An 18,012-nucleotide genomic window follows, 5' to 3' on the forward strand; every position below is an offset into this window, starting at 1 on the left:
TTTCAATGAAAATATGCGCTCGGCTCGAGCAAATTTCAGATGCGAATAACTGTCTCCATCTCGGGAAACAGCTATCCAGTCTATTAGAAGCGGAAGTGCGAAAACGCCTTGTTCGCTTCTGCCATACGGTGTACTTCATCGCGCTTTTTCATTGCGCCGCCGCGACCTTCAGCAGCTTCGAGCAACTCACCGCCGAGGCGTTGTGGCATCGATTTTTCGCTGCGCTTGTTAGCTGCTTCACGCAACCAACGCATCGACAAAGCCATACGGCGAATAGGACGAACTTCTACTGGCACCTGGTAGTTTGCACCACCAACGCGACGCGATTTAACTTCAACCAGCGGCTTGCAGTTACCAATAGCCAATGCAAACACTTCCAGCGGATCTTTGCCGGATTTAGTTTGAATGTGCTCAAAAGCACCGTAAATAATATTTTCAGCTACCGATTTTTTACCGGAAAGCATCAAGACGTTGACGAATTTCGCAACATCAATGTTACCGAACTTAGGATCCGGCAATATGTCCCGCTTGGGAACTTCACGACGACGTGGCATTTCGATTCCTTTCAATCTTCAGTTGAGTGTGTAGAGCTTTGCTCCTGCACCCTCGCGGACAGCCATCATAGCTAACCACTTACTCGGCCCATTGGGGACCGACACCTGTTTCATCCGGCCTAAGCCTGACGAAATTATTTCTTTGTAGCTTTAGCGCGCTTGGTACCGTACTTCGAACGCGATTGCTTACGATCCTTGACGCCTTGAGTATCCAATGCACCGCGAACCATGTGGTAACGCACACCCGGCAAATCTTTTACACGGCCGCCGCGTAACAACACGACGCTATGCTCTTGCAGGTTATGGCCTTCACCGCCGATGTACGAAATAACTTCGAAACCGTTGGTCAAGCGTACCTTGGCAACTTTACGCAGAGCCGAGTTTGGCTTCTTTGGAGTTGTCGTATAAACACGGGTACATACTCCGCGTTTTTGCGGGCTATTTTCCAGCGCCGGCGATTTGCTTTTTACAACAGCAGATACGCGTGGCTGGCGAATCAATTGATTGATGGTTGGCATCGTTTTTTATCCAACAAAATTACGACGTTAATAACAACAATCCCGAAATCGGTTGTCCGGGATTGGACAGATACTTGCACGAAAAACCCGCGCAGTTCGATTTGGCAATAAAGGAGAAACGCACCACAGCAGGCGTAAGCACACTAAAGAACGTCGAAACCAGTAAAACTTAGAATCGAGAACCCGCGAGTATATCGGCATGAGGCGTTTAGGTCAAGTCTTGCACTACTATATGCATGGGTGTGCAAACTTTGCAACAACTAACGAAAACAAACGCCATACTTTGCTATATTTCGGCCTGAGTCTCTCCCCTCCGTCTCATTATGAATGAATCCCTGACCTTCGCCCTCAACCGCGAAGGAACAGTCCGACTAGAATCATAAGTAACAAGCTAACAACTGGTAGTTTGGTTGTTTATAGCGCGCAAGTGTGCGGCGTTACGGGATAATAGCTTTTCTCTTTTTCCCGTCATCACAATGCCCTACTTGCTGCGCCGAAATAATCTGTTTGTATTAATTACCTATCTAATGTTGTCATTAGTTCCGTTTGCGCCTTGGCTGTTTGGTCAGATAGTGGTCCGGCCGGGCCGGGTCGTCGCAATCGAATTTATCGCCTGGATTACGGTGTGGGGGATTTTCAAACGCCCAGCAATGTTCCATTGGCTGCTGCTGCCCGCATTTATCGCATTACCCGTCGAGCTTTACTTGCGCAAGTTTTATGGACAAGGTATTTCCACGCATCATTTAGGGATCATTGCAGAGACATCTCCAGCGGAAGCAATTGAATTCCTGGGCAATAAAATCTGGCTGCTGGCATTTTTACTGGTGGTTATCATTTTGTGGTGGGGCCTGAGCTGGATTGCTGCGATCCGAACCCGCGATCTGGACTGGCGTGGCGGCTCACGTGGGATGATTTGTGTGTTGGCTTTGGTGGCATTTGGAATTTGGCTGTACGGTGAACAAGTTGGGATTAAGGCATCCCCGTTCGCGTCGCTAATCGTGTCGCAGCCGCTGAGTAAAAGTTCGCCGCCGGATAGCGCTGCGATCATAGCCGTTACTAAAGATGGCGCAAGTAGCGTCCAGACTCCGATGGCGGGAGCAAGCGACATATCGGACGCGGGCCTCACTTCTGTACCAAAGGAGGCCGTAACCTCAATTAAATTAGGCAAGCTACCGAGCTGGGCAAGCATTCCCTTTCAGGTTGAGCCGTTCGGCGCCACTTGGCCGTTCGGACTGGCGGTGCGCGGATACGATTTTTGGAAAGAGCATCGATATTTAGAGGATTTGCAGCACAAGAATCGCAATTTTGCATTTGTTGCGCATCAGGCGAGTCAGCAAGAAACCCCACAGATCGTTGTCATGGTGATAGGCGAATCATCACGATATGATCGCTGGAGTCTGAATGGTTACGCGCGTGAAACTAATCCGCTATTAAAACAAGAACCAAACCTTGTCAGCTTTTCAGACGTGCTTACCGGGGTCGCCGCGACGCGCTTGTCAGTTCCCGTGATGATTTCACGTAAGCCAATTGCGTATTCTGGTCAACGTGACCGCTCATTCTGGCCGATCGTGACCGCTGCGCCTGCGATGTTGTTACGCGGTTAAATTGTAATGTCTGCGGTCACGATGGGTCGATAGTTTTCTCCTTTTTGCTGGTTTTAGGTCGTTCTGCGCCACGCAGTGAATCGCCGGTCAGTGTCAGCCGATGATTGCGCTGCAGAATGCGGTCCAGGATGGCGTCGGCAATAGTGGCGTCGCCAATCCAGGCATGCCAATGGTCAACAGGAAGTTGACTGGTAATAATCGTCGCTCTGTTTGCCGCCCGGTCGTCAATCATCTCCAGCAAGTCGGAACGGGTCGTGCTGTCGATCGCGCCCATGCCCCAGTCATCAAGTACCAAGACATCGATCTTGGCGAGTTGGAGCAGCCATTTCCCAAAGCTGCCGCTGCCGTGCCGGATGCGTAGTTCTTCCTGTAGACGGGGTACGCGTTGATAAACAGCAGAGTATCCGCGCCGACAGGCGTACTGTGCCAGTGCGCAGGCCAGCCACGATTTGCCAGCACCGGTCGGTCCGGTAATGAGAATGCTGTGGCCAGCACTGACCCAATCTCCCAGCGCCAGACTCATCACTTCACGGCGGTCGATGCCACGCCCCGAGCGGGCATCAATGTCTTCAATCGCCGCTTGTGCGTATTTCAGGTGGGCGTTCTTAAGCAGGCGCAGGAGCTTGCGGTCATTGCGGCAATGGACTTCGCGATCAACCAAGAGTGCCAGACGTTCCTCGAAACTCATCGCCGCCATACTGGCCTGCGTCAATTGTTCCTCCAGTCCGGTCGCTAAGCCATCGAGTTTTAAGGTCCGCAATTGGGCCAGAGTGGTATGCATCATCATCGTTGACATCCTCATTGATAGTAATCAGGGCCACGCACATGGGCATGGTCAGGACTGACCCAATCGCCAACTGGGGCACACGGTGTGCGATCACGGTTATTTTTGAGAATGTCACGGACGTGGCGGTATTGGCAGGCACCGAGCTGTAAGGCCAGCATGCATCCTGCTTCAAGACGTGGCTTGCCGTAGCGCTTGGCCAATGACAGCAGACCAAGACAGGCACGGTAGCCGTGCTCGGGATGTCTGTTCTCGGCCATCAGACGCGTCACCGCCTCCGCTGTCGCCGTACCGATGGTCTGTCCCCAGTGAATCAGTCGCTGTGGCGTCCATTCCAATTGCGCACGATGCGCCACCGGCATATGCAGGGTGTCGGTGGTGAACCCGCCTTCGCCACTGTTGCGCGGATGACTGGCGACACGTTGACCGCGATGCAGGATTTCCACTGTCGTCGCTGTCATCCGGGCTTCCAGCACCTGACCGACCAGGGCTTGCGGCACACTGTAGTGATGGCGGCCGATCTCAACGTGGTAATCGTTATGCACCCTGACAGTCTTGAAATGCGCCATCTCATAACATTGCAATGGCAAAGGCCGTAGCGCCGGGACATCGAGTTGGGCAAACGCACTGGCGCGACTACCGGGTAGCTTCTGAAACGGCTTATCGTTAAGTACGCTCAGCAGCGGTGCGATGGCGACATCGACCTCGTGGACGCTGCTAAATTGCTGATGTCGCAGACGCGCCATGATCCAGCGCTCGACGATCTGCACTGCTGATTCGGCCTTCGCTTTATCCTGAGGATGACGCGGACGGGCTGGCAAGATGGAGGTGCCGTAGTGGCGCGCAAAATCGCGTACGGTGTCGTTACTGCGTGGTTCGTAGCGATTGGCGTCGGCGATCATAGCCTTCGGATTATCGGGAACAATCAACTGCGGTACCCCGCCGAAGAAGCGCAGCGCACGCGCTGTCGAAGTGAGCCAGTCGGCCATCGTCTCACGCGGCGTAGCACAGGCATAGGTGTAGCTCGATGCGCCCAGAGCAGCGACGAAGATGTGGGCACGGCTACCATCAGTGAGACCGATAGTCGGACCAGCATAATCAATGAACAGTTTCTCGCCAGCCCGGTGAATCTGGCGCATAGAGCGTTTGAGCTGTTTGGCAAACTGCCGGTAATTCACGCAGAACTGTGAGTAGGCATAGGTCTGGTGCTGGGCATAATCGGCACGATACTCTTCCCATAGCAACATCAGCGTCATCCCCTTGCGCCGCAGTTCGTGATGCAGCCTGGCGTAATCTGGCTGGACATGGTCTCGGGTCCGTTCTGGCGTGACCAAAAGCCGGTGCGCCAACTCGGTGTCGTCTACATCTTGCACCGCCGACCAGTCCAAACCGGCAACGGCGGCCAGGCCGACATACTTGGTGACGACTCCTTTTGAAATCCCCAGTGCTGCGGCAATCTGCTGGTGCGATAGTTTGGCATCCAGTTTTAAACGTAATACGTCTTTTATCTTACGCATAGTGATCCTTTGTACGGGCACGTTGTCTCCAGACAAACTGGAAGCGTACCCGTTCGGTTGCTCTATGCGTAACATCATCACGGTGCTGTACGACACCATTCCGGTATCGTGACCGATGATTCTGCTATCGTGACCGCCGATTCTGGTCGGGCTTGAAATCGGTCACGATAGACCGGAATGAGCGGTCACGATGCGCCAGAATGGTCGGTCACGATAGACCAGAATCGGTGGTCACGATCGGCCAGAATACCCACCAATCGTACAAAGCTTGCGTGCCGGATTTTCAGAAAAGTCCTTCATCACAGCCTATAAGGAAGCTGGTTTCAAGACCTACTGGATTTCTAACCAAATGTCCTTCGGCAAATTCGATACGCCGATTTCTGTATTCGCCAATGAAGCGAACGTCACACAATTTATCAATCTAGGCGGTTTTACAGATACTTCGAGCTTGGATCAGGCGCTGCTTTCGCCTTTTCAGTCCGCAATTCATGACCCGCATCCAAAAAAACTCATTGTGCTGCATACGCTAGGCAGCCATTGGAATTATAGCCACCGATACCCACAGGCATTCGATAAGTGGCTACCGTCGCTCTACGGCATCTCAAATCCTGCTTATACCAACCTGGGGAACAAGCCAGCGCTCAATAACAGTTACGATAGCTCCGTACTGTATACCGATTGGTTTTTAGAGCAGGTCATTAAGACGCTCAAATCTACTAACCAGCTGACGGCCATGATGTATTTTTCTGACCATGGGGAGACTTTATACGATGGCAGTTGCAAGATCGCTTTCCACGGACACAATACGCAGTTCGAGTTCCATATTCCAGGTCTGATGTGGTATTCAGATGCGTACAAAGTTGCGTACCCAGAAAAAGTAGCGCAATTGATACGTCATAAACGTGCCCGCATCAACACTGAAAATGTGTTTCATTCCTTATTGGATTTGTCGGATATCCGATACCCGGACGAACATCTGGAAAGGAGTTTCCTCAGCAGTAAGCTGCGTCCTCAGAAGCGCTATGTGGACAGTTATGGCTGGTCTGACTACGACAACTCGACCTTTAAAGGCGATTGCAGAGAAGTGAAAGACAACGGCAAGCCCTTAGTGCAATTGAAAGATTAATGGAGGGCTAAACAACGCAGTCGGTCGCCTCGTATTTTTTGAATTAAATGCGCAAAGGGCTTAAAGTATAAGAAGTGAATAAGTCTCTTTTACCCCGAATAGAGGACTCTGTAATCCTACTTTTACCATCGTCCTAGCCAAATACCCGCTCCGCATCAACCTACCGGCCCAACGGCATAAATGGGGCATTGCAGCGTCTTTCCACCTCCACGATACTTGACCACCAGCGGTCGGAAAACCAGAGAAGTTAGCCACAACTTCACAGCCCCACTTTTCTATTCCGGTACAGCGCAAGAAACACCGTTGGGTACGCACAAATAAAAACGGCACCGAAGAATATCTTCGGTGCCGTTTTCTATTGAAACGATGCTAACGAATTAAGCTTCGCCGTCAGTCGTTCCCAGTGTTTCCGCTGCGTGCACTTCCGCTTCAGCCTGAAGGTTACGCGCCTGTTGCTCAGATTGCAGCAACGCAGTGCGCTCTTCCGCTTCCCACGTGTCTTTTTCCTTACGTGCACGGTGGAATGCCAGACCCGTACCAGCCGGGATCAGACGACCAACAATGACGTTCTCTTTCAGACCGCGCAGACCATCGCGTTTGCCCATGATCGCAGCCTCAGTCAGGACACGAGTAGTCTCCTGGAACGATGCTGCCGAAATGAACGAGTCGGTCGACAACGATGCTTTGGTAATACCCAACAATACGTTTTCGTAAGTTGCTGGAATCTTGCCGGAAGCAATCACGCGATCGTTCTCATCGAGCAACTCTGAACGCTCAACTTGTTCACCAGTGATGTAATTAGCATCGCCAGCATCAACAATTTGCACGCGACGCAACATCTGACGAACGATTACTTCGATGTGTTTGTCATTGATCTTCACGCCCTGCAGACGATACACATCCTGCACTTCGTCAACGATGTAACGCGCCAATGCTTCAATACCCAGCAAGCGCAGAATGTCTTGTGGATCGGCTGGGCCGTCAACAATCATTTCACCCTTGTTCACCACTTGACCATCATGGACCAGCACTTGTTTGTCCTTAGTAATCAAGAACTCATGCTTGTTGCCGTCCATGTCTGTGATTTCCAGACGTTGTTTACCCTTGGTTTCTTTACCGAATGCCACGGTACCGGTAACCTCAGCCAACATACCAGCATCTTTCGGTGAACGCGCTTCAAACAACTCAGCAACACGCGGCAGACCACCGGTAATGTCACGTGTTTTTTGCGATTCAGTCGGGATACGCGCCAGTACTTCACCAACGTGTACTTGCTGACCATCTTTCACGGTAATCAGCGCACCGACCTGGAAACCAATCGTCACAGCGTGTTCAGTGCCGGATATCTTCACTTCTTGTTCTTGTTCATTCAGCAATTTAACTTGCGGACGAACAGTTTTAGTCACAGAGCCACGACGCTTGGCATCGATAACAACCAATGTCGACAGACCGGTTACTTCATCGATCTGACGTGCAACGGTTGAACCTTCTTCAACGTTTTCGAACTTCACAGTACCGGTGTACTCGGTAATGATCGGACGTGTCAGCGGATCCCACGTTGCCAATGTTGCACCAGCCTTGATCGTCATACCGTCATTAACGATCATCGTTGCGCCGTAAGGCACTTTATGACGTTCACGCTCACGACCATGGTCATCAGTAATCAACACTTCGCCGGAACGGGAAATAACGATTAGCTCGCCCTTACCGTTAGTGACGTAACGCATGGTTGCCGTAAAGCGCACCACACCGTTCGACTTGGCTTCAACACTAGACGCGACAGCTGCACGCGATGCCGCTCCACCAATGTGGAACGTACGCATCGTCAGCTGGGTACCTGGCTCACCAATCGACTGCGCCGCGATCACTCCGACTGCTTCACCGGCGTTAACCAATGAACCACGTCCCAGATCCCGACCGTAACATTGTGCGCACAGGCCATAGCGTGTGTCACAAGTCAGCGGCGTGCGAACTTTCACTTCGTCAATACCCAGACGTTCGATTTCTTCGACGGAGTCTTCGTCAAGCAATGTACCGGATTCGTACAACGTTGCCTGCGTTTCAGGATTCACGATGTCATTCGCAGCAACACGGCCAAGGATACGGTCACGCAACGCTTCGATCACTTCACCGCCCTCAACCATCGCCTTCATGACTGCACCGTTTGACGTGCCGCAATCATCTTCGATCACAACCAAATCTTGGGTCACGTCAACCAGACGACGCGTCAGGTAACCCGAGTTTGCTGTCTTCAACGCAGTATCTGCCAAGCCTTTACGCGCACCATGGGTGGAAATAAAGTACTGCAAAACGTTCAGACCTTCGCGGAAGTTCGCGGTAATCGGCGTTTCGATAATCGAACCATCCGGTTTTGCCATCAAACCACGCATACCAGCCAACTGACGAATCTGTGCTGCGGAACCACGTGCACCGGAGTCGGCCATCATGTAAATGGCGTTGAACGACTCTTGCGTACCTTGGGTGCCGTCGCGGCGAACGACGTCTTCAACCTTCAGCTGTTCCATCATGGCTTTACCGACGTCATCACCGGCTTTGCCCCAGATATCAACCACTTTGTTATAGCGCTCGCCAGCAGTAACCAAACCGGACGAATATTGCTGTTCGATCTGTTTGACTTCTTGTTCTGCAGTAGCGATCAATGTCACTTTTTGTGGCGGGACCAACATGTCGTCCACGCAGATCGAGATACCGGCACGCGTCGCCAAACGGAAACCCGACTGCATCAGTTGATCGGCAAAGACAACGGTCGCACGCAAACCACACTTACGGAACGAAGTGTTGATCAGCTTTGAAATTTCTTTTTTCTTCAACGCACGGTTCAGAACGGTGAATGGCAGACCCTTAGGCAGAATTTCTGACAGGATCGCACGGCCAACGGTCGTTTCGTAACGCTTGATGGTCTTGACGAACTCGCCCGTGACCAAGTCCTTCGGATACTCGGTAATACGGACGGTGACACGGGTTGTCAGTTCGACTTCCTTGTTGTCATACGCACGGATCGCCTCTGAAACATCCGGGAACATCATGCCTTCGTTCTTACCGTTGATCTGTTCGCGAGTAGCGTAGTACAGACCCAGCACGATATCTTGCGAAGGAACGATCGACGGTTCGCCGTTCGATGGGAACAGAATGTTGTTCGACGCCAGCATCAGCGTACGTGCCTCCATCTGTGCTTCGATCGACAGTGGAACGTGGACCGCCATTTGGTCACCGTCAAAGTCGGCGTTAAACGCAGCGCAGACCAATGGATGCAGCTGAATCGCTTTACCTTCGATCAGGACCGGCTCAAACGCCTGGATACCCAAACGATGCAATGTAGGCGCGCGGTTCAACATGACCGGATGTTCACGGATCACTTCTTCCAGAATATCCCACACCACGGAAGTTTGATTTTCAACTTCCTTCTTGGCTGCCTTGATGGTGCTTGCAATGCCCATTACTTCAAGTTTGTTAAAAATGAATGGCTTGAATAGTTCCAAGGCCATCAATTTCGGCAAACCGCACTGATGCAATTTCAGTTGTGGACCAACCACGATCACTGAACGACCAGAGTAATCGACGCGCTTACCCAACAAGTTTTGACGGAAACGACCGCCCTTACCCTTAATCATCTCAGCCAATGACTTCAGCGGACGCTTGTTGGCGCCAGTCATTGCCTTACCGCGACGACCGTTATCCAGCAACGAATCGACAGCTTCCTGCAACATCCGTTTTTCATTACGCGTAATGATTTCCGGCGCGCGCAATTCCATCAGGCGCTTTAGACGATTGTTACGGTTGATGACGCGACGATAAAGATCGTTCAGATCAGAAGTGGCGAAACGACCACCATCCAGCGGTACCAGCGGACGCAATTCTGGCGGCAGCACTGGCAACACTTCCATGATCATCCAGTCCGGCTTAATACCCGAACGCTGGAATGCTTCCAGCACTTTTAGACGCTTGGAATATTTCTTGATTTTGGCTTCTGACTTGGAATCTTTCAAGTCTTGACGCAAAGTTTCAGCTTCGCGATCAATATCGATCGCGCGCAGCAATTCACGGATACCTTCGGCGCCCATGAATGCCGTGAAGTCATCACCGTATTCTTCGTATTTAGCTGCGTAGTCGTCTTCCGACATAATCTGGCAACGCTTCAGCGGCGTCATGCCTGGATCAGTAATAACGTACGCTTCAAAATAGAGAACGCGTTCGATATCCCGCAACGTCATGTCGAGGACCATACCCAGACGTGACGGCAACGATTTCAGGAACCAGATATGTGCAGTTGGCGATGCCAATTCAATGTGGCCCATGCGCTCACGACGCACTTTTGCCAGCGTGACTTCAACACCACACTTTTCGCAGATTACACCGCGATGCTTCAGACGCTTGTACTTACCACACAGGCATTCGTAGTCTTTGATTGGGCCAAAAATCTTGGCGCAAAACAGACCATCGCGCTCAGGCTTAAAGGTACGATAGTTGATGGTTTCTGGCTTTTTTACTTCGCCATAAGACCATGAACGGATTTTATCTGGCGACGCGAGGCCAATTTTGATTGCGTCGAACTGTTCATTTTGCTGAACTTGCTTGAATAAATCGAGCAGTGCTTTCATGTATCACTCCAGGTTGGCGTGAAAAAACTAAATTCTTTTATTAGTACGGTGGGCTGTTTCTCTCATTATTCACAAATGAGGGGGCAACTTTCACCGACCTTTTAGCTGCTAGTTGAATCAGTTGTGGGACAGGGTCATTTGGCGCCTATTTTAGTAGTCAGCCGCATAAACCCTGTCCCACAATGGATCAAAATCGAAACCGCTTTAGTCGCGATCGAGATCCATATCAATACCTAGCGAACGGATTTCTTTCAACAGCACGTTGAAAGATTCCGGCATACCGGCTTCGATAACATGGTCACCCTTGACCAGGTTTTCATAGACCTTAGTACGACCGTTCACGTCGTCTGATTTAACTGTCAGCATTTCTTGCAGTACATACGATGCGCCGTACGCTTCCAATGCCCACACTTCCATCTCACCGAAGCGCTGTCCACCGAATTGCGCTTTACCACCCAACGGTTGCTGAGTAACCAGCGAGTAAGGACCGGTGGAACGTGCATGCATCTTGTCGTCGACCAGATGGTGCAGTTTCAGGTAATGCATATAGCCAACGGTGACACTACGCTCAAACGCTTCACCAGTACGACCGTCATACATCGTGACCTGATTCTTCGATGGCGTCATGCCAAGTTGCTTAGCAACGGCATCTGGATAAGCCAGATTCAACATACGGTTGATTTCGGCTTCGTTTGCACCATCAAATACCGGCGTTGCGAAAGTCACACCTTTTTTCAGATTCGCGGCCAAACGCAATATCTCGTCGTCGCTCATGCTGTCCAGATCTTCAACTTTGCCCGATTCGTTATAAATCGTGTTGAGGAACTGACGCAACTCGGCAATTGCAGTTTGCGCCTTCAGCATTTCGCCAATACGCAGACCCAGACCCTTTGCAGCCCAACCCAAATGGACTTCCAGAACCTGACCGATGTTCATCCTTGACGGAACGCCCAGCGGGTTCAATACGATGTCAGCTGGCGTACCATCGGCCATATGCGGCATGTCTTCGATAGGCAGAATGCGTGAAACCACACCCTTGTTACCATGACGACCCGCCATCTTGTCACCAGGTTGCAGACGACGCTTAACAGCCAGGTAAACCTTGACCATTTTTTGCACGCCAGGCTGCAACTCATCGCCTTGAGTCAGCTTCTTACGCTTTTCTTCGAATGCCAGATCAAACTGATGACGTTTCTCGGCGATCGATTCTTTGATCGCTTCCAGCGCGATAGCAGTCGGATCGTCCGATGGACGGATATCAAACCAATGGTATTTATCCAGGTCAGCCAAGTATTCCTTGGTCAACTTGGCGCCTTTGGCCAATTTCTTAGGACCACCATTGACGACCTTGCCGATCAACATACGCTCTAGACGTTCAAAGGCATCGCCTTCAACAATCCGCAACTGATCGTTCAGGTCGAGACGATAGCGCTTCAGTTCGTCATCGATAATTTGCTGCGCACGTTTGTCGCGCACAATACCTTCGCGTGTAAATACTTGCACGTCGATAACGGTACCGACCATGCCCGATGGCACGCGCAACGAAGTATCTTTTACGTCTGACGCTTTTTCACCAAAAATCGCACGCAGCAGTTTTTCTTCTGGTGTTAGTTGCGTTTCACCTTTAGGTGTAACTTTACCAACCAATGTATCGCCAGCTTCAACTTCTGCACCGATATAAACAATCCCTGCTTCATCCAGACGCGCTAGCTGATTTTCGGCCAGGTTCGAGATGTCACGCGTGATTTCTTCGGCGCCCAGCTTGGTATCACGTGCCACAACCGATAACTCTTCGATATGGATCGACGTGTAACGATCATCAGCAACAACTTTTTCAGAGATCAGAATCGAATCTTCGAAGTTATAACCGTTCCATGGCATAAATGCCACGAGCATGTTTTGACCAAGAGCCAACTCACCCAGGTCAGTCGATGCACCATCAGCGATAACGTCAAGCTTAGCAACGCGATCACCGACTTCAACGATAGGCCGCTGATTGATGTTGGTGTTTTGATTCGAGCGGGTGTATTTGATCAGGTTGTAAATATCAACACCGACTTCACCAGCCAACGCTTCTTCATCATTGACCCGAATCACCACACGGCCAGCATCGACGTAATCCACAATACCGCCGCGCAACGCTTGCACCGTAGTGCCAGAGTCAATCGCCACAGTACGTTCGATACCGGTACCAACCAGTGCCGTTTCCGGACGCAAGCAAGGAACTGCCTGACGCTGCATGTTGGCGCCCATCAACGCACGGTTCGCATCATCGTGTTCCAGGAATGGAATCAACGAAGCCGCTACCGAAACCACCTGACCGGTTGCCACGTCCATGTATTGAACACGTTCGGGCGATACCAGAATTGTTTCACCCGCTTCACGCGCCGAAACCAATTCATCCGACAACTTGCCCGATTTGTCGATGGTCGCATTCGCCTGAGCGATGATGTAACGACCTTCTTCAATCGCGGACAGGAAATCGACTTGTTCAGTGATTTTGCTGTCAACAACCTTGCGGTATGGTGTTTCAAGGAAACCGTACTCATTCAAACGCGCATACAACGCCAAGGAGTTGATCAGTCCAATGTTTGGACCTTCCGGTGTCTCAATCGGGCACACACGACCATAGTGAGTTGGATGCACGTCACGGACTTCAAAACCAGCACGTTCACGCGTCAAACCACCGGGTCCAAGTGCCGAAATACGGCGCTTGTGGGTGATTTCCGACAGCGGATTGGTTTGATCCATAAACTGCGACAATTGCGACGAGCCAAAGAACTCACGAATTGCGGCCGAAATCGGCTTGGAGTTGATCAGATCATGCGGCATCAAATTATCAGCTTCAGCTTGGCCCAAACGTTCCTTGACCGCGCGCTCAACCCGTACCAAACCAGCACGAAATTGATTTTCTGCCAATTCACCGACGCAACGCACACGACGATTACCTAAGTGATCGATGTCATCGACTTCGCCGCGACCATTGCGCAACTCAACCAAGATCTTAATGACAGCTAACACGTCTTCGTTCGACAGCGTCATCGCACCGGTCAACTCATCACGACCAATACGACGATTGAACTTCATACGACCAACAGCCGACAGATCATAACGATCTTCGTTGTAGAACAGCCCGTTGAACAACGCTTCAACTGAATCTTCAGTTGGCGGCTCACCAGGACGCATCATGCGATAGATAGCAACTTTAGCCGCCATCTGATCGTTAGTGTCGTCGCTACGCAGCGTTTGCGATATGTATCCACCTTGGTCCAGATCATTGGTGTACAACGTCTGGATAGCAGCAATATCAGCTTCGCGTAACTTGGCCAGCAACTCTTCAGTCAACTCGTCGTTCGCGTTAGCAACTACTTCGCCGGTATCTTCATCGATGATGTTGCGCGCCAAAACGCGGCCCAACAAATAATCTTCTGGAACCGAGATATTCTTAATACCAGCAGCTTCGATGTCGCGAACATGCTTCGAATTGATACGCTTGTCTTTGGCGACCAATGCGTTGCCAGCTTTATCAACGATATCGAAACGCGCAACTTCACCACGCAAGCGCTCAGCAACGAACTCCATCTCTGCGCCTTCATTGCGCAATGCGAAATTGTCGAATACAAAGAAGTTAGCCAGAATCTGCTCGACCGACATACCAATTGCTTTTAGCAGGATCGTGACAGGCATCTTACGACGACGGTCGACACGGAAGAACAAGATGTCTTTAGGATCGAATTCGAAGTCAAGCCATGAACCACGGTAAGGAATGATACGGGCCGAGAATAACAACTTACCGGACGAGTGCGTTTTGCCGCGGTCATGTTCAAAGAACACACCAGGCGAACGATGCAACTGCGACACGATGACACGTTCAGTACCATTAATCACAAACGAGCCAGTAGTTGTCATCAAAGGCAATTCGCCCATGTAAACTTCTTGCTCTTTCATTTCTTTAACAACCGGTTTAGTTGGAGATTCTTTATCAAGAATAACCAATCGCACCTTGGCACGCAGAGGCGACGCGAACGTCAATCCACGTTGTTGACATTCCTTGACATCGAACGGTGGATCACCGAGGACGTACGACAGGAATTCGAGACGCGCAAATCCATTGTGCGAAACGATAGGAAAAATGGACGAGAAGGCAGATTGCAAGCCCTCGTTTTTGCGTTGAGACGGTACTTTGTCTTGCTGCAAAAAGCCCAGATACGACTCGAGCTGGGTCGCCAGCAGGAACGGAACTTGATGAACATTCGCACGTTTCGCAAAAGATTTGCGAATGCGTTTTTTCTCAGTAAATGAGTAATGCATGGACACTCCGTGAGTGACAGGAAGGATAGAGAATTCAGGATTCGATAAGTTAGATAGATATATCTCCCGGCTAACCAAATTGATTAACCGTTAAGACAAACTATAAAACCCAACAGCTACGAAACCTCAAGTCTCAGCCCTTCGAGCTTGGCTGCAAAAAGAACGCTATAAACCGGTCAAGAGCTAACCTGGTTCAACGAGTAAAACTTATAACAACAATAAAATTGAAAACGACAAAGGAGCCAAAGCCGAACCCCCACTTTCGGGGGATTCTGCACTTTGACTCCTGCACCTCCTTGACGGAGGCGCACTGTGAAATCAGAATTACTTGATTTCCGCTTTCGCGCCAGCTTCAACCAATTTCTTCTGCGCGGCTTCAGCATCTGCTTTAGAGACAGCTTCTTTAACTGGCTTCGGTGCGCCGTCAACCAGGTCTTTAGCTTCTTTCAAGCCCAGACCAGTGATTTCACGAACTGCCTTAATTACGCCAACTTTGTTCGCGCCGAATTCAGTCAGGATAACTGTGAATTCAGTTTGCTCTTCAGCAGCAGCAGCGCCACCGCCAGCAGCGCCGCCAGCAACAGCAACAGCTGCAGCCGAAACGCCAAACTTCTCTTCGAATGCCTTAACCAGGTCATTCAATTCCAAAACGGTCAGGGCGCCAACTGCGTCCAGGATTGCGTCTTTGTCAAGTGCCATGTGAAACTCCTAAATTTATTTGATAACAACATCTAATTAGTACTAACGCTGAAAAAAGCGTCGAAATGCACCTTAACTATGAAATTAAGCGGCTACTTCTTCGACTGCAACTTCGCCGGCAACAACGCCAGCGTCGGCTTCTTTTTTCGCTGCCAAAGCAGCCAAACCACGCACAAATCCGGATATCGGAGCTTGCATCATGCCCACAACCTGGGCCAGCAGAACTTCACGACTTGGGATATTTGCCAACGCTACGACAGCCGCTTTATCAAGCGATTTGCCAGCGAAGTTACCCGCTTTGAGGACCAGTTTGTCGTTGGTTTTTGCAAAGTCAGCAAGGACTTTAGCAGCAGCAACGGCATCAACCGAGATCGAATAGATCAACGGACCGGTCATTTCGTTTGCGAGTTCAGCAAAAGCGGTACCTTCAACGGCACGACGTGCTAATGTATTTTTCAATACACGCAAGTACACCCCTTGGGTACGCGCATTGGCGCGCAGTTGCGTCAAGTGACTAACCTGGATGCCACGGTATTCGGCCAAGACGATAGTCTGCGCAGCTTTCACTTTTGCAGAAACTTCGGCTACAACGGCCTTTTTGTCATTCAGATTGAGACTCAAGATCAACCTCCATAAATGATGCTCAGTAACAACATAGCCGCAAGTGGCTACTCACCTCACATCGGTTCGAACACGGCGTCCGAAGTTAGGAGTTCAGTACCAGGGCGCTATAAATAACGCAGCAGTGTTGAGACTACAAAACTTGTTCGGGTGCACCATCTGCGCTGGGGTCCAGACAACTTAACATCATCTGACATTTTAACTTTGTGCATAAACCTGCATGCACGCCGCCCAACGGTCTTTGATTGTCTAAACCGCCATCATCGTTGACGATGACGATCTAGCCCAAAGATTTGCCTTAATCACCAGCGCTAGTACAAGTTGTACCTTCGCGGCGCCATAAGGACTTGATTCAGTAATTAAGCAACCAAGCTTGCTTGCTCAACGCGGATACCAGCACCCATCGTTGAAGACAGCGAAACCTTGCGCAGGTAAACACCTTTGCTGGTTGTTGGCTTAGCTTTAGCTAATGCATCGATCAGTGCCAACAGGTTCGATTTCAGATCAGCATCGCTGAACGATTTACGACCGATTGTTGCGTGAATGATACCGCCTTTGTCGGTACGGTATTGCACTTGACCAGCTTTCGCATTTTTAACTGCAGTAGCAACGTCAGGAGTAACAGTACCGACTTTTGGGTTAGGCATCAGGCCACGTGGCCCTAGGATTTGACCCAGAGTACCAACGATACGCATTGTGTCTGGCGAAGCGATAACGATATCGAAAGGCATGTTACCGGCTTTAATTTGCTCAGCCAGGTCTTCCATACCAACAATATCTGCACCCGCTGCTTTAGCTTGTTCAGCTTTTTCGCCTGAGGCAAAAACAGCAACACGAACACTCTTGCCTGTACCAGCTGGTAATACGACGGAGCCACGGACAACTTGATCCGATTTCTTTGCATCAACGCCCAATTGGACGGAGACATCGATTGACTCATTGAATTTAGCAGTTGCGCATTCTTTGATCAAAACAATGGCGTTATCGAATGGATAAGCCTTGGTGCTGTCAATTTTTGCTTTGATTGCTTTTACGCGTTTAGTTAACTTAGCCATTACAGACCCTCTACCGTGATGCCCATCGAACGAGCGGAACCGGCGATAGTACGCACGGCAGCTTCCAGATCAGCACCAGTGAGGTCGGGCTTCTTCTGAGTAGCGATATCTTCTGCTTGTTGACGAGTAATCGAGCCGACCTTATCGGTATGCGGCTTAGCCGAACCCTTAGTGATACCAGCTGCTTTTTTGATCAAAATAGTTGCAGGAGGCGTCTTCATGATGAACGTGAAGGACTTATCCGCAAATGCTGTGATCACAACTGGAATTGGCAGACCTGGCTCAACACCTTGAGTCTGGGCGTTAAACGCTTTGCAGAACTCCATAATGTTAAGACCGCGCTGACCCAGTGCTGGACCGATCGGAGGGGACGGGTTTGCTTTACCAGCTGGAACTTGCAGCTTGATAAAACCAATAATTTTCTTTGCCATGATGGCTCCTACGTTGGTTGAGTGTTAGCGCCTTTTCGCTCAGTTGCCTGACCTAATTGGGCTCCTCTCTTACTAATAACAGCGAATTGACAAGTTCTTCGAACTTACTGCGCTTCGCTGGGCGCATCCTAAAATTTCTCTAATACTCACTTCTGTATTACTAATTCTTTGCT

12 protein-coding genes are annotated in these 18,012 nt (G+C 50.4%); 2 read left to right on the forward strand and 10 right to left on the reverse strand.

Features of this window, described 5'->3' with window-relative positions:
* Window positions 1–83: 83 nt before the first annotated feature.
* Window positions 84–554, reverse strand: a complete 471-nt coding sequence (gene rpsG / locus RGU75_RS06065; RefSeq protein WP_108441496.1) for a 30S ribosomal protein S7 — start codon at window positions 552–554, stop codon at window positions 84–86.
* A gap of 134 nt (window positions 555–688) precedes the next feature.
* Entirely contained in the window at window positions 689–1,072 is a 384-nt protein-coding gene (rpsL, locus tag RGU75_RS06070; protein WP_205322873.1) for a 30S ribosomal protein S12, read from the reverse strand.
* Window positions 1,073–1,599: 527 nt separating this feature from the next.
* Here rpsL and RGU75_RS06075 point away from each other — a divergent pair.
* The gene (locus RGU75_RS06075; RefSeq protein WP_322233945.1) at window positions 1,600–2,676 is read left to right on the forward strand and encodes a sulfatase-like hydrolase/transferase; all 1,077 of its coding nucleotides are present in this window, start codon (window positions 1,600–1,602) and stop codon (window positions 2,674–2,676) included.
* Window positions 2,677–2,692: 16 nt separating this feature from the next.
* Here RGU75_RS06075 and istB read toward each other — a convergent pair whose 3' ends face one another.
* Both istB and istA read right to left on the reverse strand, forming a co-directional pair.
* The gene (istB, locus tag RGU75_RS06080) at window positions 2,693–3,463 is read right to left on the reverse strand and encodes an IS21-like element helper ATPase IstB (RefSeq protein ID WP_322232626.1); all 771 of its coding nucleotides are present in this window, start codon (window positions 3,461–3,463) and stop codon (window positions 2,693–2,695) included.
* Between the two features lie 11 nt (window positions 3,464–3,474).
* Window positions 3,475–4,998, reverse strand: coding sequence for an IS21 family transposase (gene istA, locus RGU75_RS06085; protein ID WP_322240175.1), 1,524 nt, complete (start codon window positions 4,996–4,998; stop codon window positions 3,475–3,477).
* A 247-nt stretch (window positions 4,999–5,245) separates the two neighbouring features.
* Between istA and RGU75_RS06090 the strand changes: the two genes are divergently transcribed.
* Window positions 5,246–6,103 (forward strand): phosphoethanolamine transferase, encoded by an 858-nt coding sequence (locus tag RGU75_RS06090; RefSeq protein WP_322233947.1) that lies wholly within the window; start codon window positions 5,246–5,248, stop codon window positions 6,101–6,103.
* Between the two features lie 377 nt (window positions 6,104–6,480).
* On the opposite strand, the gene rpoC is transcribed toward RGU75_RS06090, so the two are convergent.
* From rpoC to rplK, 6 genes are all read right to left on the reverse strand, one after another.
* Complete coding sequence (gene rpoC, locus RGU75_RS06095; protein ID WP_322233949.1) at window positions 6,481–10,722, reverse strand: DNA-directed RNA polymerase subunit beta'; 4,242 nt, start codon at window positions 10,720–10,722, stop codon at window positions 6,481–6,483.
* 204 nt (window positions 10,723–10,926) lie between these two features.
* Window positions 10,927–15,033, reverse strand: a complete 4,107-nt coding sequence (rpoB, locus tag RGU75_RS06100) for a DNA-directed RNA polymerase subunit beta (RefSeq protein ID WP_322233950.1) — start codon at window positions 15,031–15,033, stop codon at window positions 10,927–10,929.
* Between the two features lie 324 nt (window positions 15,034–15,357).
* Window positions 15,358–15,732, reverse strand: coding sequence for a 50S ribosomal protein L7/L12 (gene rplL / locus RGU75_RS06105; RefSeq protein WP_205322868.1), 375 nt, complete (start codon window positions 15,730–15,732; stop codon window positions 15,358–15,360).
* Between the two features lie 84 nt (window positions 15,733–15,816).
* Window positions 15,817–16,353 (reverse strand): 50S ribosomal protein L10, encoded by a 537-nt coding sequence (gene rplJ / locus RGU75_RS06110; RefSeq protein ID WP_205322867.1) that lies wholly within the window; start codon window positions 16,351–16,353, stop codon window positions 15,817–15,819.
* A gap of 359 nt (window positions 16,354–16,712) precedes the next feature.
* On the reverse strand, window positions 16,713–17,408 hold the full coding sequence (rplA, locus tag RGU75_RS06115; RefSeq protein ID WP_322233953.1) for a 50S ribosomal protein L1: 696 nt from the start codon (window positions 17,406–17,408) through the stop codon (window positions 16,713–16,715).
* Window positions 17,408–17,839 (reverse strand): 50S ribosomal protein L11, encoded by a 432-nt coding sequence (rplK, locus tag RGU75_RS06120; RefSeq protein ID WP_168057399.1) that lies wholly within the window; start codon window positions 17,837–17,839, stop codon window positions 17,408–17,410. Before rplK ends, rplA begins: the two co-directional genes overlap by 1 nt.
* Between the last annotated feature and the right edge of the window lie 173 nt (window positions 17,840–18,012).

Origin of the sequence: Glaciimonas sp. CA11.2, assembly GCF_034314045.1 — a bacterium.
GTDB lineage: Bacteria > Pseudomonadota > Gammaproteobacteria > Burkholderiales > Burkholderiaceae_D > Glaciimonas.